Annotated in this window: 24 protein-coding genes; 16 read left to right on the top strand and 8 right to left on the bottom strand. The window is 55.2% G+C overall.

What is annotated here, in order from left to right; translation table 11 throughout:
- Positions 1 to 5 precede the first annotated feature (5 nt).
- Positions 6 to 725, top strand: a complete 720-nt coding sequence (gene ompR, locus A8O29_RS02180) for an osmolarity response regulator transcription factor OmpR (RefSeq protein WP_001157751.1) — start codon at positions 6 to 8, stop codon at positions 723 to 725.
- Positions 722 to 2,071: a two-component system sensor histidine kinase EnvZ gene (gene envZ, locus A8O29_RS02185; RefSeq protein WP_125355202.1), complete on the top strand. Its 1,350-nt coding sequence runs from the start codon at positions 722 to 724 to the stop codon at positions 2,069 to 2,071. Before ompR ends, envZ begins: the two co-directional genes overlap by 4 nt.
- 222 nt (positions 2,072 to 2,293) lie before the next feature.
- Here the strand turns inward: envZ and pckA are convergent, their stop codons facing one another.
- Positions 2,294 to 3,910, bottom strand: coding sequence for a phosphoenolpyruvate carboxykinase (ATP) (gene pckA / locus A8O29_RS02190; protein ID WP_125355201.1), 1,617 nt, complete (start codon positions 3,908 to 3,910; stop codon positions 2,294 to 2,296).
- Positions 3,911 to 4,285: 375 nt separating this feature from the next.
- Between pckA and A8O29_RS02195 the strand changes: the two genes are divergently transcribed.
- The gene (locus tag A8O29_RS02195) at positions 4,286 to 6,046 is read left to right on the top strand and encodes a DUF4153 domain-containing protein (protein WP_125355200.1); all 1,761 of its coding nucleotides are present in this window, start codon (positions 4,286 to 4,288) and stop codon (positions 6,044 to 6,046) included.
- Positions 6,047 to 6,086: 40 nt separating this feature from the next.
- Here the strand turns inward: A8O29_RS02195 and hslO are convergent, their stop codons facing one another.
- From hslO to A8O29_RS02215, 4 genes are all read right to left on the bottom strand, one after another.
- The gene (hslO, locus tag A8O29_RS02200; protein ID WP_110511833.1) at positions 6,087 to 6,965 is read right to left on the bottom strand and encodes an Hsp33 family molecular chaperone HslO; all 879 of its coding nucleotides are present in this window, start codon (positions 6,963 to 6,965) and stop codon (positions 6,087 to 6,089) included.
- A gap of 23 nt (positions 6,966 to 6,988) precedes the next feature.
- Positions 6,989 to 7,393: a ribosome-associated heat shock protein Hsp15 gene (gene hslR, locus A8O29_RS02205; protein WP_110511794.1), complete on the bottom strand. Its 405-nt coding sequence runs from the start codon at positions 7,391 to 7,393 to the stop codon at positions 6,989 to 6,991.
- 10 nt (positions 7,394 to 7,403) lie between these two features.
- Positions 7,404 to 8,072 (bottom strand): GMP/IMP nucleotidase, encoded by a 669-nt coding sequence (gene yrfG / locus A8O29_RS02210; protein ID WP_125355199.1) that lies wholly within the window; start codon positions 8,070 to 8,072, stop codon positions 7,404 to 7,406.
- 69 nt (positions 8,073 to 8,141) lie between these two features.
- Positions 8,142 to 10,289, bottom strand: a complete 2,148-nt coding sequence (locus A8O29_RS02215; RefSeq protein WP_125355198.1) for an intracellular growth attenuator family protein — start codon at positions 10,287 to 10,289, stop codon at positions 8,142 to 8,144.
- A 319-nt stretch (positions 10,290 to 10,608) separates the two neighbouring features.
- Here A8O29_RS02215 and nudE point away from each other — a divergent pair, with 319 nt between their 5' ends.
- A complete protein-coding gene (nudE, locus tag A8O29_RS02220) occupies positions 10,609 to 11,169 on the top strand; it encodes an ADP compounds hydrolase NudE (RefSeq protein ID WP_125355197.1) in 561 nt (186 codons plus the stop codon).
- A gap of 169 nt (positions 11,170 to 11,338) precedes the next feature.
- Here the strand turns inward: nudE and mrcA are convergent, their stop codons facing one another.
- Positions 11,339 to 13,891: a peptidoglycan glycosyltransferase/peptidoglycan DD-transpeptidase MrcA gene (mrcA, locus tag A8O29_RS02225; RefSeq protein ID WP_125355196.1), complete on the bottom strand. Its 2,553-nt coding sequence runs from the start codon at positions 13,889 to 13,891 to the stop codon at positions 11,339 to 11,341.
- A gap of 148 nt (positions 13,892 to 14,039) precedes the next feature.
- Here mrcA and A8O29_RS02230 point away from each other — a divergent pair, with 148 nt between their 5' ends.
- The 12 genes from A8O29_RS02230 (at position 14,040) to trpS (ending at position 24,110) form a co-directional block, all read left to right on the top strand.
- Positions 14,040 to 14,762: a type IV pilus biogenesis protein PilM gene (locus tag A8O29_RS02230; RefSeq protein WP_125355195.1), complete on the top strand. Its 723-nt coding sequence runs from the start codon at positions 14,040 to 14,042 to the stop codon at positions 14,760 to 14,762.
- Positions 14,763 to 14,835: 73 nt separating this feature from the next.
- Complete coding sequence (locus A8O29_RS02235) at positions 14,836 to 15,303, top strand: PilN domain-containing protein (protein ID WP_125355194.1); 468 nt, start codon at positions 14,836 to 14,838, stop codon at positions 15,301 to 15,303.
- Entirely contained in the window at positions 15,287 to 15,718 is a 432-nt protein-coding gene (locus A8O29_RS02240; protein ID WP_125355193.1) for a HofO family protein, read from the top strand. The genes A8O29_RS02235 and A8O29_RS02240 overlap by 17 nt, the downstream gene beginning before the upstream one ends.
- A complete protein-coding gene (locus A8O29_RS02245) occupies positions 15,696 to 16,109 on the top strand; it encodes a HofP DNA utilization family protein (protein ID WP_125355192.1) in 414 nt (137 codons plus the stop codon). Before A8O29_RS02240 ends, A8O29_RS02245 begins: the two co-directional genes overlap by 23 nt.
- On the top strand, positions 16,027 to 17,259 hold the full coding sequence (gene hofQ / locus A8O29_RS02250) for a DNA uptake porin HofQ (protein ID WP_246316657.1): 1,233 nt from the start codon (positions 16,027 to 16,029) through the stop codon (positions 17,257 to 17,259). Before A8O29_RS02245 ends, hofQ begins: the two co-directional genes overlap by 83 nt.
- A 269-nt stretch (positions 17,260 to 17,528) precedes the next feature.
- Positions 17,529 to 18,050, top strand: coding sequence for a shikimate kinase AroK (gene aroK, locus A8O29_RS02255; protein ID WP_125355190.1), 522 nt, complete (start codon positions 17,529 to 17,531; stop codon positions 18,048 to 18,050).
- Positions 18,051 to 18,221: 171 nt separating this feature from the next.
- Entirely contained in the window at positions 18,222 to 19,310 is a 1,089-nt protein-coding gene (aroB, locus tag A8O29_RS02260) for a 3-dehydroquinate synthase (protein WP_125355189.1), read from the top strand.
- An 89-nt stretch (positions 19,311 to 19,399) separates the two neighbouring features.
- Positions 19,400 to 20,719, top strand: coding sequence for a cell division protein DamX (gene damX, locus A8O29_RS02265; RefSeq protein WP_125355188.1), 1,320 nt, complete (start codon positions 19,400 to 19,402; stop codon positions 20,717 to 20,719).
- 120 nt (positions 20,720 to 20,839) lie between these two features.
- Positions 20,840 to 21,661 carry an adenine-specific DNA-methyltransferase gene (dam, locus tag A8O29_RS02270; protein ID WP_125355187.1) on the top strand — a complete coding sequence of 274 codons (822 nt, stop codon included), beginning with the start codon at positions 20,840 to 20,842 and terminating at the stop codon, positions 21,659 to 21,661.
- A gap of 20 nt (positions 21,662 to 21,681) precedes the next feature.
- The gene (rpe, locus tag A8O29_RS02275) at positions 21,682 to 22,359 is read left to right on the top strand and encodes a ribulose-phosphate 3-epimerase (RefSeq protein ID WP_110511780.1); all 678 of its coding nucleotides are present in this window, start codon (positions 21,682 to 21,684) and stop codon (positions 22,357 to 22,359) included.
- Positions 22,352 to 23,113: a phosphoglycolate phosphatase gene (gph, locus tag A8O29_RS02280; protein ID WP_125355186.1), complete on the top strand. Its 762-nt coding sequence runs from the start codon at positions 22,352 to 22,354 to the stop codon at positions 23,111 to 23,113. Before rpe ends, gph begins: the two co-directional genes overlap by 8 nt.
- Positions 23,106 to 24,110 carry a tryptophan--tRNA ligase gene (trpS, locus tag A8O29_RS02285; protein ID WP_125355185.1) on the top strand — a complete coding sequence of 335 codons (1,005 nt, stop codon included), beginning with the start codon at positions 23,106 to 23,108 and terminating at the stop codon, positions 24,108 to 24,110. The genes gph and trpS overlap by 8 nt, the downstream gene beginning before the upstream one ends.
- Before the next feature lie 65 nt (positions 24,111 to 24,175).
- Here the strand turns inward: trpS and A8O29_RS02290 are convergent, their stop codons facing one another.
- Together A8O29_RS02290 and cysG are read right to left on the bottom strand one after the other, a co-directional pair.
- Positions 24,176 to 24,346, bottom strand: a complete 171-nt coding sequence (locus A8O29_RS02290) for a DUF4223 family protein (RefSeq protein ID WP_125355184.1) — start codon at positions 24,344 to 24,346, stop codon at positions 24,176 to 24,178.
- 253 nt (positions 24,347 to 24,599) lie between these two features.
- On the bottom strand, positions 24,600 to 25,973 hold the full coding sequence (gene cysG / locus A8O29_RS02295; RefSeq protein WP_125355183.1) for a siroheme synthase CysG: 1,374 nt from the start codon (positions 25,971 to 25,973) through the stop codon (positions 24,600 to 24,602).
- Positions 25,974 to 25,984 lie beyond the last annotated feature (11 nt).

The raw sequence follows: 25,984 nt of genomic DNA on the forward strand, positions 1-25,984 counted from the left end.
AAACAATGCAAGAGAATTATAAGATTCTTGTTGTGGATGACGACATGCGCCTGCGTGCGCTTCTTGAGCGTTATCTGACGGAGCAAGGCTTCCAGGTTCGAAGCGTCGCCAACGCCGAACAGATGGATCGCCTGCTGACACGTGAATCCTTCCACCTGATGGTGCTGGATTTAATGCTTCCTGGCGAAGACGGTCTCTCTATTTGTCGTCGCCTGCGCAGCCAAAGTAACCCGATGCCCATCATCATGGTAACGGCGAAAGGCGAAGAAGTTGACCGTATCGTGGGCCTGGAAATTGGTGCCGACGACTACATTCCAAAACCCTTCAACCCGCGTGAGCTGCTGGCCCGTATCCGTGCCGTGCTGCGTCGTCAGGCGAACGAACTGCCAGGCGCACCATCGCAGGAAGAAGCCGTTATCGCATTCGGTAAGTTCAAGCTGAATCTCGGTACGCGCGAAATGTTCCGCGAAGACGAGCCTATGCCACTGACCAGCGGTGAATTTGCGGTACTCAAAGCGCTGGTGAGCCACCCGCGTGAACCGCTGTCCCGTGACAAGCTGATGAACCTGGCGCGTGGCCGCGAATATTCCGCGATGGAACGTTCCATCGACGTGCAGATCTCTCGTCTGCGTCGCATGGTGGAAGAAGATCCAGCGCATCCGCGCTACATTCAGACCGTGTGGGGCCTGGGCTACGTGTTTGTGCCGGACGGTTCTAAAGCATGAGGCGAATGCGCTTCTCACCACGAAGTTCATTTGCCCGCACGCTGCTTCTCATCGTCACCTTGCTGTTCGTCAGCCTGGTGACGACCTATCTTGTGGTCCTGAACTTCGCGATTTTGCCGAGTCTTCAGCAGTTCAATAAGGTACTGGCCTACGAAGTCCGTATGCTCATGACCGATAAACTGCAGCTTGAGGATGGCACCCAACTGGTGGTGCCTCCGGCATTTCGGCGTGAGATTTACCGTGAGCTTGGCATTTCGCTCTATTCCGATGAAGCGGCGGAAGATGCCGGGCTACGCTGGGCGCAGCATTATGAATTCTTGAGCCAGCAGATGGCGCAGCAGCTGGGTGGCCCGACGGAAGTGCGCGTTGAGGTCAACAAAAGCTCGCCGGTTGTGTGGCTGAAAACGTGGCTGTCGCCCAACATCTGGGTGCGCGTGCCGCTGACAGAAATCCATCAGGGTGACTTCTCGCCGCTGTTCCGCTATACCCTGGCGATAATGTTGCTGGCGATAGGCGGCGCGTGGCTGTTTATCCGTATTCAAAACCGACCCTTGGTCGATCTTGAGCACGCCGCCCTGCAGGTTGGTAAAGGGATCATTCCGCCGCCGCTACGCGAGTATGGCGCGTCGGAAGTGCGATCCGTGACCCGAGCCTTTAACCATATGGCGGCAGGCGTTAAGCAGCTCGCTGACGACCGTACGCTGCTGATGGCGGGCGTGAGTCACGATTTACGTACGCCGCTGACGCGTATTCGTCTGGCGACGGAGATGATGGGCGAAGAAGACGGTTACCTTGCCGAATCCATTAACAAGGATATCGAAGAGTGTAACGCCATCATTGAGCAGTTCATCGACTACTTGCGTACGGGCCAGGAGATGCCGATGGAACTCGGCGACCTGAACTCGGTACTTGGCGAAGTTGTGGCGGCGGAAAGCGGCTATGAGCGTGAGATTGAAACGGACATGCAGGTCGGAGAAATCCCGGTGCGGATGCACCCGCTGTCAATCAAACGTGCATTGGCCAATATGGTGGTGAACGCCGCTCGTTACGGAAATGGTTGGATCAAGGTCAGCAGTGGCAGCGAGCCAAACCGCGTCTGGTTCCAGGTGGAAGATGACGGCCCTGGCATTAAGCCTGAACAGCGTAAACACCTGTTCCAGCCGTTTGTGCGTGGCGACAGCGCGCGAAGCACCAGCGGCACCGGGCTGGGTCTGGCCATCGTGCAGCGCATCATCGACAACCATAATGGCTTGCTGGAGATTGATACCAGTGAGAAGGGCGGATTGTTGATTCGGGCGTGGCTGCCAGTGCCGGTCGTGCGAACGTCTGGGATTAAAGAAAGCTAAAAAAACGGCAACCTCTGGTTGCCGTTTGCTTTTGCCTCGTGCGGTCTGATGCCCTCACCCCGGCCCTCTCCCACGGGGAGAGGGAGAAATACAGACCGGACAGTTCCCTCGCCTACGGGGAGAGGGAGAAAAACAGCACCGGACAGTTCCCTCTCCCTTTGGGAGAGGGTTAGGGAGAGGGAGTAGACAGTAAAATGGCAATCTTTGGATTGCCATTTGCTTTTACCTTGGGCCTGCCTCAACCAGCGCGGCACCTGCAGGGGTGTCGGTGTATTTCTCGAAGTTTTCCACAAATAAGTTCGCCAGCGCTTTGGCTTTTTCCTGCCACTGTTCCGGTGACGCGTAGGTATTACGCGGATCCAGAATATGCGTATCCACACCCGGCAGTTCGGTTGGGATCTGCAGGTTGAACATCGGCAGCGTGAAGGTTTCCGCGTCATCCAGCGTGCCGTCGAGAATGGCGTCGATAATGGCCCGCGTATCTTTAATCGAGATACGTTTGCCAGTGCCGTTCCAGCCGGTATTAACCAGATACGCCTGCGCGCCGGAGGCCTGCATACGTTTCACCAGCACTTCTGCGTACTGCGTCGGGTGCAGCGACAGGAAGGCCGCGCCAAAGCAGGCGGAGAAGGTTGGCGTTGGCTCGGTCACACCGCGCTCGGTACCCGCCAGTTTCGCGGTAAAGCCAGACAGGAAGTGATACTGCGTCTGATTAGCCGTCAGGCGAGAAACCGGCGGCAGCACGCCGAAGGCGTCAGCAGTCAGGAAGATAACTTTGGTCGCATGGCCCGCTTTCGACACCGGTTTTACGATATTGTCGATGTGGTAAATCGGGTAGGAGACGCGGGTATTTTCGGTTTTCGATGCATCGTTAAAATCGATGGTGCCGTCGACCAGCACGCTAACGTTTTCCAGCAGCGCGTCGCGACGAATAGCGTGATAGATATCCGGCTCGGCTTCTTCTGACAGGCGAATGGTTTTCGCGTAGCAGCCACCTTCAAAGTTAAACACGCCGTCGTCGTCCCAGCCGTGTTCGTCATCGCCAATCAGGCGGCGTTTCGGATCGGTGGAAAGGGTGGTTTTTCCGGTACCGGACAGACCAAAGAACACCGCCACATCGCCTTTTTCGCCGACGTTCGCTGAACAGTGCATCGAGGCAATGCCTTTCAGCGGCAGCAGGTAGTTCATGATCGAGAACATCCCTTTCTTCATTTCACCGCCGTACCAGGTGCCGCCAATCAGCTGCACACGTTCGGTCAGGTTGAAGGCCACGAAGTTTTCGGAGTTCAGACCCTGCTCTTGCCAGTTCGGGTTGGTGCATTTCGCGCCGTTCATCACCACGAAGTCAGGCTTGAAGGTCTCCAACTCGTCGTCGGTTGGGCGAATAAACATGTTTTTCACGAAGTGCGCCTGCCAGGCCACTTCGGTAATAAAGCGCACGCACAGGCGGGTGTCGGCGTTAGCGCCGCAGTAAGCATCGATAATAAACAGGCGCTTACCAGAAAGTTGTTGGGTGACGAGTCCTTTGAGTTGCTGCCAGGTTTCCGGGGAGAGCGGTTTGTTGTCGTTCTTGCCTTTGCCTTTATCAGCCCACCATACGGTATCGCGGGTGGTGTCATCACGGACAATGTATTTATCTTTCGGCGAACGACCGGTAAAGATGCCGGTATCGACGGCGATAGCACCGAGATTCGTCAGAACGCCACGCTCGTACCCTTGCAGATTGGGGTTGAGCTCTTCCTCAAATAACGTGTCGTAATCGGGGTTGTAGACGATATCCTGGACGTCGTTGATTCCATAAGCCTTGAGATCCTGCGGGGTTATACCTTTAACACGCATGTCACTGCTCCTTAGCCAATATATACTGCCAATGATTGTAGGGTTGTTTGAGGGTTATAGACCGCGACCAGGCTCATAGAATTGCGTATCCGGACTCTCGTCAAACTAACGGAAAACACGGTGACTCCTGTCACGAGGCGAGACAGATTATGGCAGGAAACGTTTTTGAGTGGGGGGAAATGTTCCTAAACCGTTAATAAATGGTTTAATGAACTGGTGGAATGTGAATGTAATCGCATTCCTGAAAGAAAGTTACGGAAGAGTTACAGTGAGAATCGATTCACGTCTCGGACGTTAATCTGAAATACGGCGAAAGGGTGTGCGTATTCATCGGCTCTGTACGAAAATACAGCTTTAATTAACAGGGCTGTTGCGATGAAAAAAGAAAACGGATATTCAACCGCGAGCCGGGCAGTGGTACTGCTCGTTGGAATGGTGCTCGGGATCCTTTGTTACCTGCTGGCGCGGCATAATCAGCTTACCGCAGACACCGATAATAATTTTTGGTCGCTGGCGGTCATTGTGATGGCGGTACCTGCCACCGTGATGGCCACCACAACGTTTACCTCCTCCCGAAAACCGATGCTCCTGAGAGTTACCACACTGGTCGTTCTCTGGGGGTTTTTGGCGCTGTTTGGAATCGCAGCCGGTCATCAGGATGCGCTTTCCAGCCTTGAGAGGTGGGATCGTCAGGAGTGGTTTCTGACGTTGGGTGCGCAACTGATGCTGATAGGTCTGCTGATTCTTCCCTGGCTGCAATGGCGCTTTGAACTCTCAGAAGAGCAGACGTTTTACACGGCATTTTATCGTCGAAATGGGTTTAACGCGTTAACGTTGCTGGTTGTGATGATTGCCAACGGCCTCTTTTGGTTGATTTTGCTGTTGTGGGCGAAATTATTCGAAATGGTCGATATCAGGCTGTTTACTAAAATATTTTTTGATTCTGGATGGTTCTTTTCAGTCGTGACGGGGGCGATATCTTCCCTGGTCGTTATGCTGACGCAGCAGCAGGCAAAGCGGATGGCAGCTATCCAAAATCTGCTGACGCTCCTTGCCAGTTGGCTGCTACCTTTGGTGTCTCTGCTCACGCTATCGTTCATTGTGGTACTGCCGTTTGTGGGGCTGGAAACGCTTTCGCACCAGCTTTCTGCCGCAGGATTACTGAACTGTCTGGCGCTGATTTCACTGTTTTTGGTCGCCGTCGTTTTCGGTCCGGAACGCAACGTACAGCGCTATCCTAAAGGGCTGCGCTATCTCATTTACGTTTCTATTCTGGTGCTGCCGTTGTATGCATTTCTGGCGTCATGGGCACTTTGGCTGCGTGTGCATCAGTACGGATGGACTCCCGAACGCCTTTATGCCGTGCTGGTTACCTGCACCACGGTCATCTGGACAATGGGCTATTGTGTGAGCCTGCTGTTTAACCGACGTGACCCCCTTAGATTGCAGGACAAAGTGGTTCCTGGCGTCTTTCTACTGATGCTTATTTTGCTCATTCTTCTACGTACACCGCTGCTGGATGTCTGGAAAATTAGCGTAAACGACCAGATGGCTCGCTATCAGTCAGGGGCGATAACGGCGGAGCAGGTAAGCCTCTATATGTTCAGTCAGGCGGGTAATCGTGGCCATCAGGCTCTGCAGACGTTACAGCAGGATGAGAAATTTATGGCAGTGCCTCAGCGCAGGCAAGAGTTGACCATGTTAATGACGCCACGCGGAAAGATTGACAGCTCGGTGATGCAAACCCAGCTAAAGAACAACGTTGACGTGGTGCCTGCAGATGCACACCCAGACGAGCAACTGTGGGTCGCCATCGGTAAAGAACAGTATGAGTCTTCGGCCTGCCTAAGGAGTAAGGACGATTGCCTGCTGGTCAGCCAGGATCTTAATCGGGATGGGCAGCCTGAGTGGGTGCTGTATCAGTTCACTGCGGGAACGGCGACTATATATAAAAATACGGCGCAGGTATGGGCACTGGCGGGGCAATCCCGGCAATTTCCGAAAGCGTTAACCAAGAGTGAGCTGCTTAAAGCGCTGGCTCAGAACAAGGTGCTCACTGTGAAAAAGGAGTGGGATGATCTCTCCATTTTTGGTGAGCGGATGAAGATTGATTATTACGATGCCGCAGAACGGTGATATTCAAAAGCTCCCTCAATGGGAGCTTTTGCTTTTATAATCAATGAACCTGCGGATCTGCCGGAGAGGCGTTGTTGCGGATCTCAGCAATGTCCATCGAGTTGAACACGTAATGGCTGCCGCAGTAATCGCAGTTCATATCGATTTCACCGTCATCGGCCAGAATGCTGTCAACTTCTTCATCCGGCAGCGTTCTCAGTGCATCGGCGCAACGCTCACGGGAACAGGTGCATTTGAATTCGACCGTTTGCGGCTCGTAAACCGTCACTTCTTCTTCGTGATACAGACGCCACAGAACGTCGTTCGCTGGCAGGCCAAACAGCTCTTCCGCTTTGATGGTGTCGGTCAGCGTCGCCAGATGCTCGAAATCGGTAGTCTGTGCATTTTGTGCTGGCATCACCTGCAGCAGAATACCGCCTGCCGCCATTTTGCCGTCGTGCTCACCGGTACGGATGATCAGACGCGTCGGCAGCTGCTCGGAGCGCAGGAAGTAGTCTTCGAGACACGCCGCCAGAGTATCGCCTTCCAGACCGACCACGCCCTGATAGCGTTCGCCTTCTTCCGGCGCAATGGTGATAACCAGATAACCATTACCGACCAGCGTTTTCAGATCCGCGTTTTCCGGGATATCGCCCTGAACACGTGCCACACCGCGCAGCTGTTGATTATTGTTGCCGTTAATTACCGCCAGCGACATTGGGCCATCACCCTGCAGCTGCACGGTGATATCACCGGCAAACTTCAGCGTCGCGGTCAGCAGACTGGTTGCCACCAGCAGCTCGGCCAGCACGTTTTTTACCGGCTGCGGATAGCTGTGGTTAGTGAGGACCTGCTCCAGCGTTTCGGAGACGGTGACCAGTTCGCCGCGTACGGCCACGTTTTCAAACAGATAGCGGTGTAATTGATCGTGTTGAATCATCATTTTCTCTCTTAAGGGAACGGCTACTCACTGTTCCCATGTTTAAATCTCATCAGGTCGCGGCGCTCTTTTTTATCAGGGCGACGGTCCGGGTGCGGCATGGTCAGCGCGTTGAGCTTGCGGGCCACGGCCATTTTTTCCCGTTTTTCGATACTTTCGGCAGTTTCTTCGTAGAGCAGCGTGGCTTCGGTAGCCGGGCGTCGCTGCTCGGTGATGCCTTTAATCATCACCGTACGTTCATCGTTGCCCTGACGCAGCGTCAGCATGGCGTTCATCTCCACCACTTTGCTGGGTTTGCTGCGCTGTCCGTTGTAATGCACTTTACCGCCTTCTACCATTTCACGCGCAACCGCGCGGGTTTTGTAGAAGCGGGCCGCCCAGAGCCACTTATCCAGCCGGACGGCGGCTTCGGTGGGTTTCTCTTTCATGGCTTCTCCTTCACCGGATCCCAGGAATCAGGCGACGATAATCATTCAATGCCGGGTGACGCTGATACTGCTTTTCCGCAATGCCAGAGTCGGGATTGGTAACGCCCAGGCAGTAACGAATTCCGAATAACGCGGCAGCATCGAGGATGGGCTCACTGTCGTCAATGAACAGCGTCTTATGCGCATCCAGAGTGGTTTCTTCGGCAACAGCCTGCCACAAACGCTGATCTTCTTTCGGATAACCAAATGTGTGGGTGGAAAGTAATAAATCAAGGTGTGACGCCAGACCGGTATGTTCCAGCTTCACCGCCAGGTTATGCGGATGCGCGTTGGTCAGCAAAATGCGGCGCTTGCCGCTGGCTTTCAGCGCATCCAGGAACGGCACGGTGTCTTCACGCAGCACGGCATGCGGGCCTTGTGCGGTCGTCATGGCGCAGATATCCAGCCCCAGGCGTTCGCTCCAGTAATCCAGACAGTACCAGTTTAGCGTATGCTGCACGGCGTGATATTCCTGGCTGATGCGTTCCCGCGCTTCCTGCGGGCTTATGCCGTTTTGCGCCCCGTAGGTTTCCGGGACCAGTTGCTGCCAGAAATAATTGTCGAATGCGAGATCGAGAAGTGTGCCGTCCATATCCAGCAGAACGGTGTCGACCTCGTGCCAGTCGATGTCAAAATGCATGTTGCGTCTCCAGCCGGAAGAATGCGCGACAGGTTATCACACCGGTCGCGCGAGCGGGAGCAGGGCGGTTTAGCTGTCTGTGGGATCCTGATGCAGCAGGTCAGGCGAGGTCAGCAGCACGGGGTTAAGGCTGCTTTCGTAATATTTATGAATTTCCGCCATACGCATGCCATGACGATGGTAGCGGCGAATGGCCTGAATCCCGTTCCAGACAAAGCATGCCAGCATCGCCAGCATCAGCAGCGTAATACTGACGTAGCGCCACAGGCCGGAGCTGTCCGGCATGCGGTGCAGGTTGATGTGTTTGGTGCCATTGGCGTCGGTGTAGAGGTTGGTGACAATTCCTTCGGCGGTGAACGGTGTGTGCATCAGCATCCCGGCGAGGCGCTGGAACTCGGTCCACTGCTCGTGCGCCGGGTAGTCGTACAGGCTGACCGACGGCCACGGTTGCGATACCAGGTCACTGCCTTCGTCGCTGGCGATCAGGAAACCGCCTGGCGCCGGGCTGTTTAAAGCCTGCGCCGCACGTGAGGTTTCACGCATCACAAACGGTGCAGTTGAGGTTGTGACCAGGTTATCCAGTGATTCCGCGCTGACCGGGCGCAACAGCACATTGACGCCATCCAGTTTTCCGGCGCTGGCCCGCTTGGTCAGGGTTTCCCAGTCGCGGGTATTACCGAGGTTGACCAGCGCATTCTTCAGGCGTGCGCAGTCGTCTTCCGCAGAGCATAAATCTTGTGTTTTCAGCACGATATCGGCGAAGTCATCTAACAACACCATCCCGGATTTCTGAATGGCTGAGCGCAGCGCCGGGCTAACGCGAGAGCTGTCATCCGGGCTGGGATGCAGCTGGCGATTTACCGCCTGTATCAGCGCCGTGGCTTTGGTGACGATATCGGATTCCGGCAGTGGCAGCGGCCGGGCGTCATTCCAAATAATTTGCGAGCAGTCGAAAGGCATAAACGGCGAGTTATCCTGCGCGGTCCAGGTGCCCTGCGAATGGATATTGCACATTCCGGTGCCGGCAATATGCAGCGTATCGCCGACCCGGACGCCAGCCTGATCCAGCTGGTTGACGGTGGTGGCCTCAATGGTTTGCGCGCCTTTCAGCCACGAAATCGTAAACTTAAACGGCATCCCGAGCGGAACGCTCATCCACAGCATCACCACAATCAGCAACGCGCCAGCGGCAATAATGGCACTGCGCAGCCAGTGCTGCAGCGGGAAGTGCTTCACTTCATTATGCAGCGATAAAAAGCGGCCCTGACGCACGACGTGTCGGTCGAGGTAGATGTCGATATCGGTTTGCTGGCCGAGGTCCTGCGCAATAAACGGCTGCCAGTGGCGTGGGTAAATCAGGTCGATAATGCCGAGCGAAATGTTGTTGATGTGTTCCTGGTCGTTTTCACCGAACAGGCCCCAGCGTTTCGGCGTGCCTCGCAGGCAGTGAATTTCGCGCAGCGCGGTTTTCGATGGTGGCGCAAACAGGCCCCACAAACCAAACACCAGCAGCAAAATTGCTCCGCCGGTGACCCACGGGACAAACACTTCCGGCACCATCAGCGCGCAGAAAAACAGCAGGAATGAGCCGACAATCAGCAGCGCTTCACGCAGGCCGTCCGGGCGACTCAGGGCATATTCTTCGTGGCTTTCCTGACGAATGTTCAGCAGTTCAATCTGCTCGCTTTCTTCCCCGCGAATGGACGCCTGGGTCGATGGCACTTGCTCCAGGGCGTAACCTCGCGCTTCCTGCTTGTGGTCGCGCAGCGTATGGCCGTTAAGGGAAATGACCAGCGGCAGAGAATCAGTGTGGATCAGCTCGACTTCGTTCTCGTCATTGATGTGTTGCTCCCAAAAAGGCGGCAGATGGATTTCAATGGAGTCGAGGAAATAGCGCCACTTGTTCGGATCTTCGGTGGTGATGCCGTAGCGGGTGATCGACTGGGTGACGATATAGACGGTGTTGCTCTGGGCGTTAAGCGTCAGAGCGGACGGCGCCACGGTGGCACCGGATGCGGGGACTTCCAGCGTACGGCTCAGGCCCTCGACATAACTTTCGACGGCACTGCGTTCTTCGCTGGACAGCTTACGCGTCGTCGCGCCGGTAAACGCATGCAGCCGGGGAAGACGCCGGTGCTGCGAACGCTGTCGATAGAACCACCCTGCAAGCAATGCGCAGGCCAGCATAGCAGCGAAAAGAATCAAAAAGGTGCCCATGCTTTTCCCATCATACTTATTCTTACAGGTTTCGTCGGTTGCCCATTAACACAGAACGTGAGCCCGTAGTTAGCTATCGGCACGTATCACTCAGAACTTTAAAGATTTATAAGGTTCTGACGCAACTTTTGAGCATATCAGAGGTCAACGCAAGCGAATATCAGCAAATTCTCAAATCCATTGCAAGGTCTTGACTTTTTGTTTAAAAAAGTGACTCATGCTGAAAGTTACGCAAATGTAAATATGTGACGTCGGGAATTGCGTAAACTGTGCGGCATGTCGCACAATTACCCTGTTATCACAGCCAACACAGGTCACCATGGATAAACCCTTAACAAAACCCACCATCCATAAAGTTGAAACGGTTGCCCGTTCGCGACTGTTTACTGTGGAAAGCGTGGACCTGGAATTCAGCAACGGCGAGCGCCGCGTGTATGAACGGATGCGTCCTTCCACGCGTGAAGCGGTGATGATAGTCCCCATTGTTGACGACCATCTTATTCTGATCCGCGAATACACCGTGGGTACGGAATCGTATGAGCTCGGATTTTCGAAAGGGCTCATCGACGCCGGTGAAAGCGTGTTTGAAGCCGCCAATCGCGAGCTGAAAGAGGAAGTGGGATTCGGTGCCAATAACCTGACGTTTCTGAAGAAACTCGGGATGGCCCCGTCGTATTTCTCCAGCAAAATGAATATCGTGGTGGCAGAAGATCTCTATCCGGAATCATTGCCGGGTGACGAACCTGAACCGCTGCCGCAGGTACGCTGGCCGCTGGCTCAAATGCTGGACTTGCTGGAAGACCCCGATTTCAACGAAGCCCGTAACGTGAGCGCGCTGTTCCTGGTGCGAGAATGGCTGAAAGCGCAGGGTCGGTTGTAAATGCCCGGTGGCGCTACGCTGACCGGGCCTACAGGCTCTGAATCGTATGCCGGTAGCGCGCGCTGACCGGGCCTAAAAGCCCTAGTTCGTAGGCCCGGAAAGCGTGCGCCGCCGGGCAAAAATCTACCGGTTAACATCAGAAAAAAGGCGCCCTCAGGCGCCTTTTTTGTCAGAACAGTTCGTGTGTTTCGCCGTTATCCATCAGCGTGGTGCCCACTTCGCGCACCGCCTGTTGGGTCGGTTGCGTCCCTTCAATAAAGAACTCTTCACGACTGCTGCCCCCGCTCGCCAACTGCCCGGTGTAACGGTCGATATTAACTGTCACCACGCCCGCAGGTGGCGTAAATGGCTGTTCAGGCACGCCTTCCAGCGCCGCTTTCATGTACAGGTCCCAGGCGGGCTGTGCGCTCTTCGCGCCGCCTTCGTAGCCGGAAATCTGATCTTTAATCGCGCCGGAAGCGGTAGTCCGGCCGAGGTCGCGGCGATGATCGTCAAAGCCAATCCACACCGATGTCACCACGCCCGGACCGTAACCTGAGAACCACGCATCTTTCGAGCTGTTGGTGGTCCCGGTTTTACCGCCGATATCATGGCGTTTCAGGTCACGGCCTGCACGCCAGCCTGTACCCTGCCAGCCTGGTTCGCCGAAGATGTTGGTATTCAGCGCGCTCTTAATCAGGAAGGAGAGCTGCGTGCTGATGACATGCGGCGCGTATTCCTGGCCACCGCTGCGGGCAACCAGCGCCTGGTTGGCTTGTTCAAGACTCGGCATCGGTACCGTGGAGTTTTTAGGTTCCAGGGACGTGGCCACGTCTTCAACGTCTTTGTTTTCCAGAACGTCGGACTTCGGCGTATCACCGTAAATCACCGGAATATCGCAGTCGGCACAGGCAATTTTCGGTTTGGCTTCGAAAAGCGTCCCGCCCGCGTCGTTATCAATTTTACTGATGAAGTACGGGTCAACCAGGAAGCCGCCGTTGGCCATCACCGAATAACCGCGCGCCACCTGAAGCGGGGTAAAGGAGGCGGAGCCGAGCGCTAACGATTCTGTCCGCACGATGTTATTGGCCGGGAAACCAAAACGCTGCAAGTATTCTGCGGCGTAGTCCACGCCCATCGCACGCATCGCACGTACCATCACCACGTTCTTCGACTGGCCGAGACCCTGACGCAGACGAATCGGACCGGCGTACTGCGGCGGTGAGTTTTTCGGGCTCCAGTCAGAACCGGCACCGGCATCCCAACGGGAAATCGGCACGTCGTTCAGAATGCTCGCCAGCGTCAGACCTTTGTCCATCGCCGCGGTATAAAGGAACGGTTTGATGTTAGAGCCGACCTGACGCAGCGCCTGAGTGGCACGGTTGAATTTGCTCTGGTTGAAATCAAAGCCGCCGACCAGCGCAATAATGGCGCCGTTATGCGGATTGATGGACACCAGCGCGGAGTTCACGTCCGGAACCTGCGCCAGCCACCAATTTTCATTTACCTGGCGAACCCAGATTTGCTGGCCGGTCTGGACGACGTCGGTGACTTTACGCGGCGTTGGGCCCTGCTGGGTGTCGGAGCGGTACGGACGCGCCCAGCGCATTCCGTCCATGTTCAGCTGTACCGATGTGCCGTCGGCGGTCATCGCCATGGCGTGTTGAGGATCGGCCGAGGTGACCACGGCAGGCTCAAGCGGCCCGTAGGTCGGCAAACTCTTCAGCGTATCGGTGATTTTTTTGCTGTCCCACGGGGTTTCGCCCACTTTCCACAGCACGTTGGACGGGCCGCGATAGCCGTGACGCATATCGTAATCCATCACGTTGGTGCGCAATGCGTTCTGCGCCGCCAGCTGATCTTTACGACCGATAGTGGTGTAAACACGATAACCGTCTTCGTAGGCCTGGTCGCCGTAACGACTGACCATTTCCTGGCGCACCATTTCTGTCAGATACGGCGCGGAGAAAGCAATTTCCGGTGCATGGTAGCTGGCATCAATCGGCTCGCGGACCGCTGAGTCGTACTGTGCCTGAGTGATGTAGTTTTCACTCAACATACGCGACAGCACCACGTTGCGGCGGGAGGTTGCTCTCTCCATCGAATACAGCGGGTTAAAGGTGGACGGTGCCTTCGGCAGACCGGCAATAACCGCCATTTCACTCAGCGTGAGCTGATCAACCGACTTACCGAAATAGACCTGCGCGGCAGCACCGACGCCGTAAGCGCGGTAACCGAGATAAATCTTGTTCAGGTACAGCTCGAGGATTTCATCTTTGCTGAGCATCTGCTCAATGCGGATTGCCAGGAACGCTTCTTTAATTTTACGCGTCAGCGTTTTTTCCGGGCTGAGGAAGAAGTTACGTGCCAGCTGCTGAGTAATGGTACTCGCACCCTGAGAAGCGTGGCCGGAGAACAGTGCCACGCTTGCCGCACGGAAAATCCCCACAGGGTCAATCCCGTGATGCTCGTAGAAACGGCTGTCTTCTGTCGCAATAAAGGCTTTCGTCATCTCTGGCGGCATTTGGCTCAGAGTGACCGGAATACGACGTTTTTCACCGTATTGGGCAATAAGCTCGCCATCGGCACTAAAGACTTGCATTGGGATCTGCAGGCGCACATCCCTGAGCGTCGCTACGTCGGGTAGCTGGGGCTCAATAAATTTGTAGAGGCCATATATCGAGCCTGCTCCCAGCAGAATGCAACAGACTGCAAGGATGAATAAATACTTTACGAACTTCACCGGAGATTTCCCATTTAGAGGTAATTGGGCAGTTTATAAACAAACGCGCAGTAGTATAAAGGCAAGCCTGAAGCATTGATATACCCGTCATATTTCAAACTGTATGGGCATTGGTTCGAATGGGTTGAAGGATAAGGAGATCGTAAGAATGGCTTACAGTCAATGGCAGGCTGGATTGCACTTTCAGCAGGATAGTATCGTCTGCGTCGCGCTACAGAAAACACGTTTAGGGAGAGCATTACGCCGTTGGTGGCAACTGCCGCTGGAGGACAAGAACGACGATAAATGTACGGCGGCGGTGCTGCGGCGAATTCAACGTGAAATGCCGCGCTTTCATCGTGTTGCGGTCGCCGTTCCCGCCTCAGATACGCTACAAATACAGCTGCCACCGCCACAGATGTCGCTGCGTGAAAGCGAGCTTGCGCAGTGGGTGGCCAGCACGGTGGCAAAACAGCTCGAGATGCCGGCCGAAAGTCTCATCTTTGACTATCAAAACGCTGACACGAATAGTTACAGCGTGACTGCCGCCAGACGGCACGGTATTGAAAAGCTGCAACAGAGTTTGCGTTCGGCGGGTCTGAATCTCTCGTCGGTTACGCCGGATGCCAGTGCCTTACAACACTTCCTGCCGTGGATGGACAGTGACATCCCAGGGATCTGTTGGCGCGATAAAGACCAGTGGCTGTGGGCGACACGCACCGCCTGGGGCAGTAATGCAGAAGCGCCCGACGGATTGATGCAGTGCACAACGCAGCCCGCTGGCGGGCAATCCTTTAACCCGTGGTTTCCTTTGAGCCAGCTCCAGCCTCCGCTGCCGGAATGCGGGGACACGTTCGCCATTGCGCTGGCACTCGCCTTGGGAGTGGACTGAGATGCCGCGACAGGTGAACTTACTATGCTGGCGGGAACAGCGGCGAAGGGAGTGTTTACGCTTTTGGGGCGCGATGTGTATCGGCGTCGTGTTGGTAACGCTGGCGCTGATTATTGCCGGTCGCGCCCGGCAGTCGCAGCAGCACGCCTGGCTGGCTTTACGACAGCAGAGCGATCAGGCGGTGCGTCAGATGCTGAGCCAACAGGAGCGGCGGCTGCGCGCGGAGCAAGCGCGTGTACAGGTCGCGCAACGGCGTGAGCTACAGCGTGCAATGACACTTCGCTGGCAAACAACGCTGCTGGCGATGGCGGAAAAGATGCCCGCGCAGGCGTGGCTCACCGCGCTGGAGTGGCAGGGTGAGGCATTACGCTTCACGGGTCTGGCAAACCGTTTCCCCGCCTTGACTCAGGTTGAACGCGTGATGCGAAGCCTGCCGGGTTTTGGCCCGGTCACACCGGGCGCAACGCGTCGTGATGAACAAGGGCGCTGGCAGTTTAGCTATCAGCTGCAAACGGAGGCCGTCGATGCAGAGGCTCGCTGACCGCTGGTGTGACTTTTCTCCGCGGATGCGGTTCGGCATTTGGCTCACGCTGTTGGGTTTGCTGACGGTTATCGGGCGTTTTTGCCACCGTGAACCGTTTAGCGAGCCAGGCCTGCCTCCCCTCAACGCGCAGTGGCAGAAAATCATGCCGCTGCGACCTGTCGCTTCTCACGCATCTCCCGCGCCGACGAAACCTTTTTCAGCGCTTGAAATGGACAGTCCTGACAGCCGTGTCGTGAGCTGGCAACCGTCGGGCAGCGGGGGAGAACTCACGCTGGAGGCAAACTGGCCGGGCATTCCGCTTTTATTTGATCAGCTGGCCGAGCGGGGTCGCGCCGTCAGGGGGTTTAGTATCCAGCCGGAACAGCAACATTTACGGCTGATTCTGCAGATTGAGGCGAACGGCGATGAATGACTGGCGGGTGCTAATCATGCTGGCGCTGCCCTATCTGCTCGGTATGCGCGACCCGTTCCAGCCAATAGAAGACTCCTGCGCCACATCGCAGCAGACGCTCTGGCATTACCGCGGCTCGGTAAGTCATGGCGCGCGGCGAACGGGCATCGTGCTGGAACCCGGCGGCAAATGGCGACGCCTGAATCAAGGGCAGCGGCTGGAAAATGGTTGGACGGTCGCAGACGTTCAACCCGACTACATGGACATCACTACCGGCCAGGATTGCGAACCGTCGCAGTGGCGCTGGATGAAAGAGGGAACGAAACATGATTCGAAGGATGCTTCTGGGGTTACTGCTGATGGTCTTCGCGGTATCGGGCAAGGAAAAGGCGGTCTCGCTGACGGTGGATGAGGTGCCCATTGCGCAGGTGTTGCAGGCCATTGCCGGGTTGGGAGAGCGGAATATTGTTATCGCCCCCGATGTCAGCGGGCAAATATCACTCCAGTTCAATAACCTTCCGTGGATGCAGGCTTTGCAGACGGTGATGGGCAGTGCGGGGCTGACGCTGGATACCCAGGGCAGCGTGCTGTTTGTGCATACCAAAGCGTGGCTCGCCGAAAAGCAGGCTCAGCGCGAAGCGGAAACCCAACGGCGCTTATCGACGGTGCCGTTGAAAGGGCAAAGCGTCTCTCTGCAATACGCCGATGCCACAGAGCTTGCGAAAGCCGGGGAAAAACTGGTGAGCAGTCGCGGGACGCTGACGGTCGATAAGCGCTCAAACCGGCTGCTGATCCGCGATGACCAACTGCACATTACGGATTTGCTCGCCTGGATTAATGAAATGGATTTACCGATTGGCCAGGTCGAATTAACTGCCCATATCGTCACCATGAATGAAAAGAGCCTGCGCGAACTGGGCGTGAAATGGAGTCTGGCCGATGCCGAAGGCAGCGTAGGCTCAGGCAAGATAACCACCCTGGGAAGCGACCTTTCGGTGGCAAACGCGACCACTCATGCCGGGTTTAACATCGGCAAAATCAGCGGAAGGCTGCTGGAACTGGAACTCTCAGCGCTGGAACAAAAGCAGCAGCTGGAGATTATCGCCAGCCCGCATCTGCTGGCGTCGCATTTGCAACCAGCGAGTATCAAACAGGGCACGGAAATCCCGTATCAAGTTTCCAGCGGGGAGAGCGGCGCGACGTCGGTGGAATTTAAAGAAGCCGTTTTGGGCATGGAAGTCACGCCAACGGTGCTGCAAAACAACCGTGTGCGGCTCAAGCTGAAAATCACCGAAGACATGCCCGGGCAAGTTTTACAGCAAGCCGAAGGGGAGATTCTGGCGATAGATAAGCAGGAGATCGAGACGCAGGTTGAAGTCAAAAGTGGTGAAACGCTGGCGCTGGGTGGGATTTTTTCGCAAAAGAATAAGTCAGCACGGGACAGTATTCCGGTCCTGGGAGACATCCCCTGGCTGGGTCAATTGTTCCGTCATGATGGAAAAGACAGCGAACGGCGAGAGCTGGTTGTGTTCATCACACCGCGTATTATTTCTGTGCAATAAAGGATTTACTGACATTCTTTTCGTACTGAACACGTTTCAGGTGTTTGACGTGAGACCGGATTTAGCATACAAGGAGTACCGATTTGAGAGTCGGTGCCCTGCAAAATCTGGTAATTATTAGAGTTGCCAAACCTGCCGGTATATTGAGATAATTTTCGGTCTGACTCTCGCACTATCGCATATGAGGTTTCAGTTCATGCCTGGCGTCGCCGTTGTGGTTCGCGTCGCGGGTTTATTATTAACGAAATAGTCTTAGTAGTACCGAAAAAATGGCAGAGAAACGCAATATCTTTCTGGTTGGGCCTATGGGTGCCGGCAAAAGCACTATTGGGCGCCAGTTAGCTCAACAGCTCAATATGGAATTTTACGATTCCGATCACGAGATTGAGAAACGCACTGGCGCTGACGTGGGCTGGGTCTTTGATGTCGAAGGCGAAGACGGTTTTCGTGACCGCGAAGAAAAAATCATCAACGAATTGACGGAAAAGCAGGGAATTGTGCTGGCAACTGGCGGCGGCTCTGTGAAATCCCGAGAAACGCGCAATCGTCTCTCCGCTCGCGGCGTTGTGGTGTACCTTGAAACCACAATTGAGAAGCAATTGGCGCGTACGCAACGTGATAAAAAACGTCCGCTGCTGCAGGTTGAAACGCCACCGCGTGAAGTCCTGGAAGCGTTGGCAGGCGAGCGTAATCCTTTATACGAAGAAATTGCCGATGTCACTATCCGCACTGACGATCAGAGCGCGAAAGTGGTGGCAAACCAGATTATTAATATGCTGGAAAGTAACTGATTCTGGTCAACGCTATACGAAATCGTTCAAGCTGCATCATGGCGGCAACGGCGTGAACTCTTGCTGACATCTGTCAGCAATCGGGGAGCGAAAGCAACCGACCAGCGAGCAGCCTGAAGGATTACGTGTAGAAAGCCAGTAAATGCGAGTAACAAAGGTGGACGTCGCGTTATGGAGAGGATCACTGTAACTCTCGGGGAACGTAGTTACCCGATTACCATCGCGGCTGGTTTGTTTAACGATCCAGCTTCTTTCCTGCCACTGAAGTCGGGCGATCAGGTCATGCTGGTCACCAACGAAACGCTGGCACCTGTCTACCTGGACAAGGTACGTACAGTGCTGGAACAGGCTGGCGTGAAAGTCGACAGCGTTATCATTCCTGACGGCGAGAAGTACAAGACGCTGGAAGTGATGGAAACGGTCTTCACCGCGTTACTGCAAAAGCCTCATGGTCGTGATACCACACTGATTGCCCTCGGTGGCGGCGTGGTAGGCGATCTCACCGGATTTGCGGCCGCAAGCTATCAGCGCGGCGTGCGCTTTATCCAGGTGCCGACCACGTTATTGTCTCAGGTCGACTCCTCTGTTGGCGGAAAAACTGCCGTTAACCATCCCCTCGGTAAAAACATGATTGGCGCCTTTTGGCAGCCGGTGAATGTAGTTATCGATCTTGATTGCCTGAAAACGCTTCCTGCGCGCGAGCTTTCCTCCGGCCTGGCCGAGGTTATCAAGTACGGCATCATTCTGGATGCAGAATTCTTCTCCTGGCTCGAAAACAACATCGATGCAGTGATGGCCCTTGATGAAAAAGCAATGGCCTACTGTATTCGTCGCTGTTGTGAGCTGAAAGCCGAAGTTGTTGCCGCAGACGAGCGCGAAACCGGCTTACGTGCTTTACTCAATCTGGGGCACACCTTTGGTCACGCTATCGAAGCCGAAATGGGTTACGGTAACTGGCTTCACGGTGAAGCGGTCGCGGCCGGAATGGTCATGGCGGCAAAGGCTTCGGAACGCCTCGGTCAGTTTGAGGCAAAAGATACACAGCGGATTATTGCCCTGCTCGAACGGGCAAAGTTGCCGGTTTCCGGCCCGCGTGAAATGTCTCCCGACGCGTACCTGCCGCATATGATGCGGGACAAAAAGGTGCTCGCCGGCGAGATGCGTTTGGTTTTGCCGCTTTCGATTGGCAAAAGTGAAGTGCGTGGCGGTGTTGCGCACGATGTAGTTCTTGGCGCCATTGCTGATTGTCAGCAGGCGTAACTAATAAGAAAGGTCATGCCGCATTAGCGGCGTTTAACTTCAGGTGATGTGCAAGTGTCGTTGGCATAAGCCTTTTAGTGGGGTGTTAAATGGATGAATTTAAACCAGAAGACGATCTGAAGCCCGATCCCAGCGATCGTCGTGCTGGTCGTTCCCGTCAATCTTCCGATCGTGAAAACGATCAGCAGATTAACTTCGATGACGTCGATCTCGACGCCGACGAGCGCCGCCCGGCGCGTACCCGTAAGGTACGTGAAGAGCGCGAGGAACAAGAACAAGAAGAAGCGTATTACGACGAGTCTGAAGAAGATCTCGAAGAGGAAGAGCCTGTAGAGCAACGCCCGCGTAAACGCAAAAAAAAGCCAGCCAGTAAACCGGCTTCCCGTCAGTACATCATGATGGGCGTGGGTATTCTGGTTCTGCTGCTGCTGATTGTTGGGATTGGCTCTGCGCTGAAAGCGCCGTCATCCTCCAACGAACAGACTTCAACTGATGCGAAGAGCATCGATCTGGGCGCGAATAACGGAGCACCAGCCGATCAGGCTAATGGCGCTCAGCCGGCACCTGGCACTGCGCCAGTGGATCCGAACACCGCGAATACCCAGCAGGAAGTTTCTCTGCCGCCAATCTCTTCTACCCCAACTCAGGGTCAGAATACTGCTGCGCCGCAAGGCCAACAGCGTGTCGAAGTGCAGGGTGACCTGAACAACGCGCTGACTCAGCAGCAGGGCCAGATTGACGGTGCCGTTGCAAACTCTACGTTGCCGACAGAACCTGCAACCGTTGCGCCAGTGCGTAATGGTAGCGCGTCGCATCAGCCAACCCACACCGCAGAAAGCGCACCTGCTGGCACGACCCGTTCAGAGCGTAAACACGCTGTGATCGAGCCGAAGCCGCAGAGCAAACCGCAGGCGACAGCGAAAGCCGTAGAGCCTAAGCCGGTTGCACAGCCTAAGCACACTGAAACCGCAGCGACCAGCACGCCTGCCAAATCTACCGCACCAGCGGCAGAACCGGCTAAGCCTGCTGCAACCAGCACCGCCAAACCGGCAGCGACTACTGCAGCGCCAGCCGCAGCGGCAGCGACTGCGACCGCAGCGACAGCAGCGGGTAAAGAAAGTGGTGATGTGGGTTCGCTGAAAGGCGCGCCAGGCAATAACTACACCCTGCAGCTCAGCAGCTCGTCAAACTATGACAACCTGAACAACTGGGCGAAGAAAGAGAACATCCAGAAATACGTTGTTTATCAGACTACCCGTAACGGTCAGCCGTGGTATGTGCTGGTTAGCGGTATGTACGCGACCAAAGACGATGCGAAACGCGCCGTCGCTGCGCTACCTGCTAATGTCCAGGCCAAAAACCCATGGGCGAAACCGCTGCATCAGGTACAGTCCGATCTGAAACAATAGCAGTACATGACACAGCGCCTTCAGTCTGCATTTGCGGGCTGAAGGCGAATGTGTTTTTAAGCGCAGGATGCTGCAGGAGCTTTTCTCCTCAGCCGGAGAAAGTGTAAGTAGCCAGACAGCATGAAAAAAAATCGCGCTTTTTTGAAATGGGCAGGGGGGAAATATCCTCTGCTGAACGATATTGAAAAACATCTGCCACAAGGCGAATGTTTGATCGAGCCCTTCGTCGGGGCCGGTTCCGTATTCCTGAATACCCGCTATTCCCGCTATATCCTCGCTGATATCAACAGCGATCTGATTGATCTCTATAACATTGTCAAAACGCGTACCGCGGAGTATATCTCTGCCGCGCAGGCGATGTTTGTCCCAGCCAATAACAATGCCGAAATCTATTACCAGCTGCGGACCGAGTTCAATCAATGCCGGGAGCCGCTACGCCGCGCGGTGCTGTTTTTGTATCTGAATCGTCATGGCTATAACGGCTTATGCCGCTATAACCTGAAGGGCGAGTTCAACGTGCCGTTTGGGCGTTACAAAAAGCCGTACTTCCCGGAAGCGGAGTTAAACCATTTTGCGCTGAAGGCGCAGAATGCAGAATTCCACTGCATGTCCTACGAGGACTGCATGGCGATGGCGGACAAAGACTCCGTGGTGTACTGCGATCCGCCGTACGCACCGCTGTCCGCGACCGCCAATTTTACCGCCTACCACACCAACAGCTTTAGCCCGGCGCAGCAGGCGCACCTGGCCGAAATGGCGGAAAAACTGGTCAGCAACCAAATTCCGGTGTTAATTTCGAACCATGACACGCCCGATACGCGTGAGTGGTACAAAGCAGCAAAACAATTTCAGGTTAAAGTCCGGCGCAGCATCAGCAGCAACGGTGGCACGCGCAAAAAGGTGGATGAACTGCTGGCGCTGTATCGCCCGGCAAAACCATAATCGTTTTCAAGGAGATGCGGATGAAACAGTATTTGATTGCCCCTTCGATTCTGTCGGCCGATTTTGCCCGTCTGGGTGAAGATACCGCGAAGGCGCTGGCGGCAGGTGGCGATGTTGTTCACTTCGACGTGATGGACAACCATTACGTGCCCAATCTGACGATGGGCCCGATGGTGCTCAAAGCCCTGCGCAAATACGGCATTACCGCTCCGATCGACGTGCACCTGATGGTCAAACCCGTTGACCGTATCATTCCTGATTTCGCCGCTGCAGGCGCCAGCATTATCACTTTCCATCCGGAAGCCTCTGAACACGTCGACCGCTCTTTGCAGCTGATTAAAGAGCACGGCTGTAAAGCGGGCCTGGTGCTGAACCCAGCGACGCCGCTGAGCTACCTCGACCACGTGATGGACAAGCTCGATGTTATCCTGCTGATGTCCGTGAACCCGGGCTTCGGCGGCCAGTCCTTTATTCCGCACACCCTCGAGAAGCTGCGTGAAGTCCGTCGTCGGATTGACGCGTCCGGTTTCGACATTCGCCTTGAAGTCGACGGTGGCGTGAAGGCCAACAACATTGGCGAGATTGCTGCGGCAGGTGCCGATATGTTTGTCGCCGGTTCGGCCATTTTCGACCAGCCGGACTACAAAAAAGTGATTGATGAAATGCGCAGTGAACTGGCAAAGGTAAGTCATGAGTAAATTAGAAACCATTCAGGGCGTCGCGTTTGATCTCGACGGCACATTAGTGGATAGCGCGCCAGGCTTAACGGCCGCGGTAGACAACGCGCTGTATGCCCTGGAATTGCCGACCGCTGGCGAAGAGCGAGTGATAACCTGGATTGGTAACGGCGCCGATGTGCTGATGGAACGTGCGCTGACCTGGGCGCGCCAGGAGCGTGCCAGCTTGCGTAAAACGCAGGGCAAACCGTCAGTTGACCACAGCGATATTCCAAAGGAAGAGCAGCTACGCGTGCTGCGCAAACTCTTCGACCGTTACTACGCCGAATTTGCCGAAGAGGGCAGTTATCTGTTCCCGGCAGTGGCGGAAACGTTAAGTGCGCTGCATGCCAAAGGCCTGCCGTTGGGGCTGGTGACCAACAAGCCTTCGCCGTTCGTCGCGCCGATTCTTGACGCGTTAGATATCGCCAAATATTTCTCCGTCGTGATCGGCGGGGATGACGTAGAAAACAAAAAACCGCATCCCGATCCGCTGCTGCTGGTGGCGAAAAAACTGGGCGTAGCCCCAGAAGCGCTGCTGTTTGTTGGCGATTCACGCAATGATATTCTCGCGGCTCAGGCCGCCGGTTGCTGCTCCATCGGCCTGACCTACGGCTACAACTATGGCGAAGCCATTGCCGACAGCAATCCCGATTTTGTTTTTGACAATTTTAACGATTTGTTGCCCGCGCTCGGGCTCCCGCACAGTGAAATTCAGGAAGTGAAAAATGACTAAGCCCATCGTATTTAGTGGCGCACAGCCCTCAGGTGAACTGACCATTGGCAACTATATGGGTGCGCTGCGTCAGTGGGTGAACATGCAGGACGATTACCACTGCATCTACTGCATTGTTGACCTGCACGCCATTACCGCTCGCCAGGATCCTGAGAAACTGCGTAAAGCGACCCTCGACACGTTGGCGCTTTACCTCGCCTGCGGTATCGACCCGGAGAAAAGCACCATCTTCGTGCAGTCTCATGTGCCAGAACACGCACAGCTCGGCTGGGCGCTGAACTGCTACACCTATTTCGGCGAGCTGAGCCGCATGACCCAGTTCAAAGACAAGTCAGCGCGCTATGCCGAGAACATCAATGCCGGTCTGTTCGATTATCCGGTGCTGATGGCCGCAGACATTCTGCTGTATCAGACGAATCAGGTGCCGGTGGGTGAAGACCAGAAGCAGCATTTGGAGCTGAGCCGCGATATCGCCCAGCGCTTCAACGCGATTTACGGTGATGTGTTCAAAGTGCCTGAACCGTTCATCCCGAAATCCGGTGCGCGCGTAATGTCGCTGTTGGAGCCGACCAAGAAGATGTCCAAGTCAGACGATAACCGCAACAACGTTATCGGCCTGCTGGAAGATCCGAAATCGGTCGTGAAGAAAATCAAACGTGCGATGACCGACTCCGAAGAGCCGCCGGTGATTCGCTATGACGTGCAGAAGAAAGCGGGCGTCTCCAACCTGCTGGATATCCTTTCCGGCGTGACCGGTCAGAGCGTGCAGGAGCTGGAACAGCACTTCGAAGGCAAAATGTATGGCCACCTGAAAGGCGAAGTTGCCGAGGCGGTGTCCGGCATGTTGACCGACCTGCAGGAGCGTTATAACCGTTTCCGCAACGACGATGAACTGTTGCAGAAGATTATGCGTGAAGGTGCGCAGAAGGCGAGCGCTCAGGCGGCTGAAACATTAAAAGCGGTGTACGAAGCGATTGGTTTTGTGGCCAGGCCGTAAGCGTATTCGAAAATAAAAAAACCGGGGCAAATGTTCCCGGTTTTTTTATATCTTCAGAATTCTAATTATTTTGAATCTGCTGGGCCACAGCCGCCGATAATACGTGAAATAGAAATGGCAGGATGCAGTAAATAGTCGTAACCACAGCTTTTGCTTCTGTTTTCAACATGACCCGTACAGGCCGTCAGGGTGCTGAGCGCGGCCAGCAAGGCGATCAGTTTGATTGTGTGTTTCATTGGATAATCCCTTAAATATAGAAGTGAATTCAGTCTTGATGATGTTTTAACGAGGCGCGTTAAACATCAGCGGCGTGTGAATTTAAAGAATTATCAGGAGCACGACAATGAATATTGGGGTTTATACGGGTATGGATTCAGACATAGTTTTGACGTGAATATATGAGTGTGAAATATCATTTGAAATGCAGTTATTGTTGATGCCGAATTATTCCTGTCGAAATAGAAAATAACTCGGCATCAGGCGGGGCGTTTAGTGATTTGAATACCAGTTTAATTTCTCACGCAGGGCGACGACGCGGCCCACGATAATCAATGCCGGGCTGGCAACCTGTTGTGCGAGTTCAGGCAAATCATTCAGCGTACCTTCGACGACACGTTGCGTTACCGCCGTGCCGTTTTCGACCAGCGCCACCGGCATATCTGCCGCCATTCCGTGTTCACGTAACTTTTCAGCAATCGTCGCGGCCTGATTCAGCCCCATGTAGAACACCAGCGTTTGCTTCTCCGCCGCCAGATTGTGCCAGTCTAGCTCGCTTCCGGTTTTCAGATGGCCCGTTACCAGGCGCACGCTTTGCGCGTAATCACGATGGGTCAGCGGAATGCCCGCGTAGGCAGAGCAGCCTGACGCCGCCGTAATACCAGGCACCACAGAGAACGGGATCCCGGCGTTGCACAGGGTTTCCAGCTCTTCGCCACCGCGACCAAAGATAAACGGGTCGCCGCCTTTCAGGCGTACGACGCGTTTGCCCTTTTGCGCTTCACGCAGCAGGATTTGGTTAATTTCTTCCTGCGGTACGCAGTGATATCCCGCGCGTTTACCGACGAAGACGCGGTCGGCATCGCGGCGCACCAGATTCATGATGTCGTCCGATACCAGACGGTCATAGACCACGATGTCAGCCTGCTGAATCTGTTGCAGGCCTTTCAGTGTCAGCAACCCAGCATCACCCGGTCCGGCACCGACCAGCACCACTTCACCGCGATTATCCAGCGGCTCACTGAGCAGGCGTTCGGTGGATTCTGCGATAGCTTTTTCATCCTGATTCGCCAGGGACTGCGCCAGACGGTCATTCACAAACAGTTTTTCCCAGAAACGGCGACGCTCGCCGACGCAGGCAAATTGCTTTTTCACCCGCCCGCGAAGCTGACCCGCAAAGCGGGCAACCTCCCCGAGATGCTGTGGCAACAGAGATTCCAGTTTTTCACGCAGCAGGCGCGCCAGTACTGGCGAGGTTCCACCGGAAGAGACGGCGACCATCAGCGGTGAGCGGTCGATAATCGACGGCATGATAAAGCTGGCCTGTTTCGGGGCATCAACCACGTTACAGAAAATACGGCGTTGCTCTGCTTCTGCGCTGACGCGCGCATTAACCGCATCGTCATCAGTAGCGGCAATCGCCAGCCAGCTGGTGTCGAGCAGCGTTGAATCAAATTCACCTTCTACCAGCGTCAGCATGCCGGCTTCGGCCCACACGTGAAACTGCGGTTCGAAGTCGAGGGCGTTAACGGTCAGGCGTGCGCCCGCGTCGAGCAACAGGCGGGCTTTACGCTCGGCGACGTCGCCACCGCCGACTAACAGACAGTCACGGCCGCGCAGCTGACAGAAAATGGGTAAGTGATCCATGGGCGTCTCGC

Source organism: Scandinavium goeteborgense (assembly GCF_003935895.2).
GTDB classification, from domain to species: Bacteria; Pseudomonadota; Gammaproteobacteria; order Enterobacterales; family Enterobacteriaceae; genus Scandinavium; species Scandinavium goeteborgense.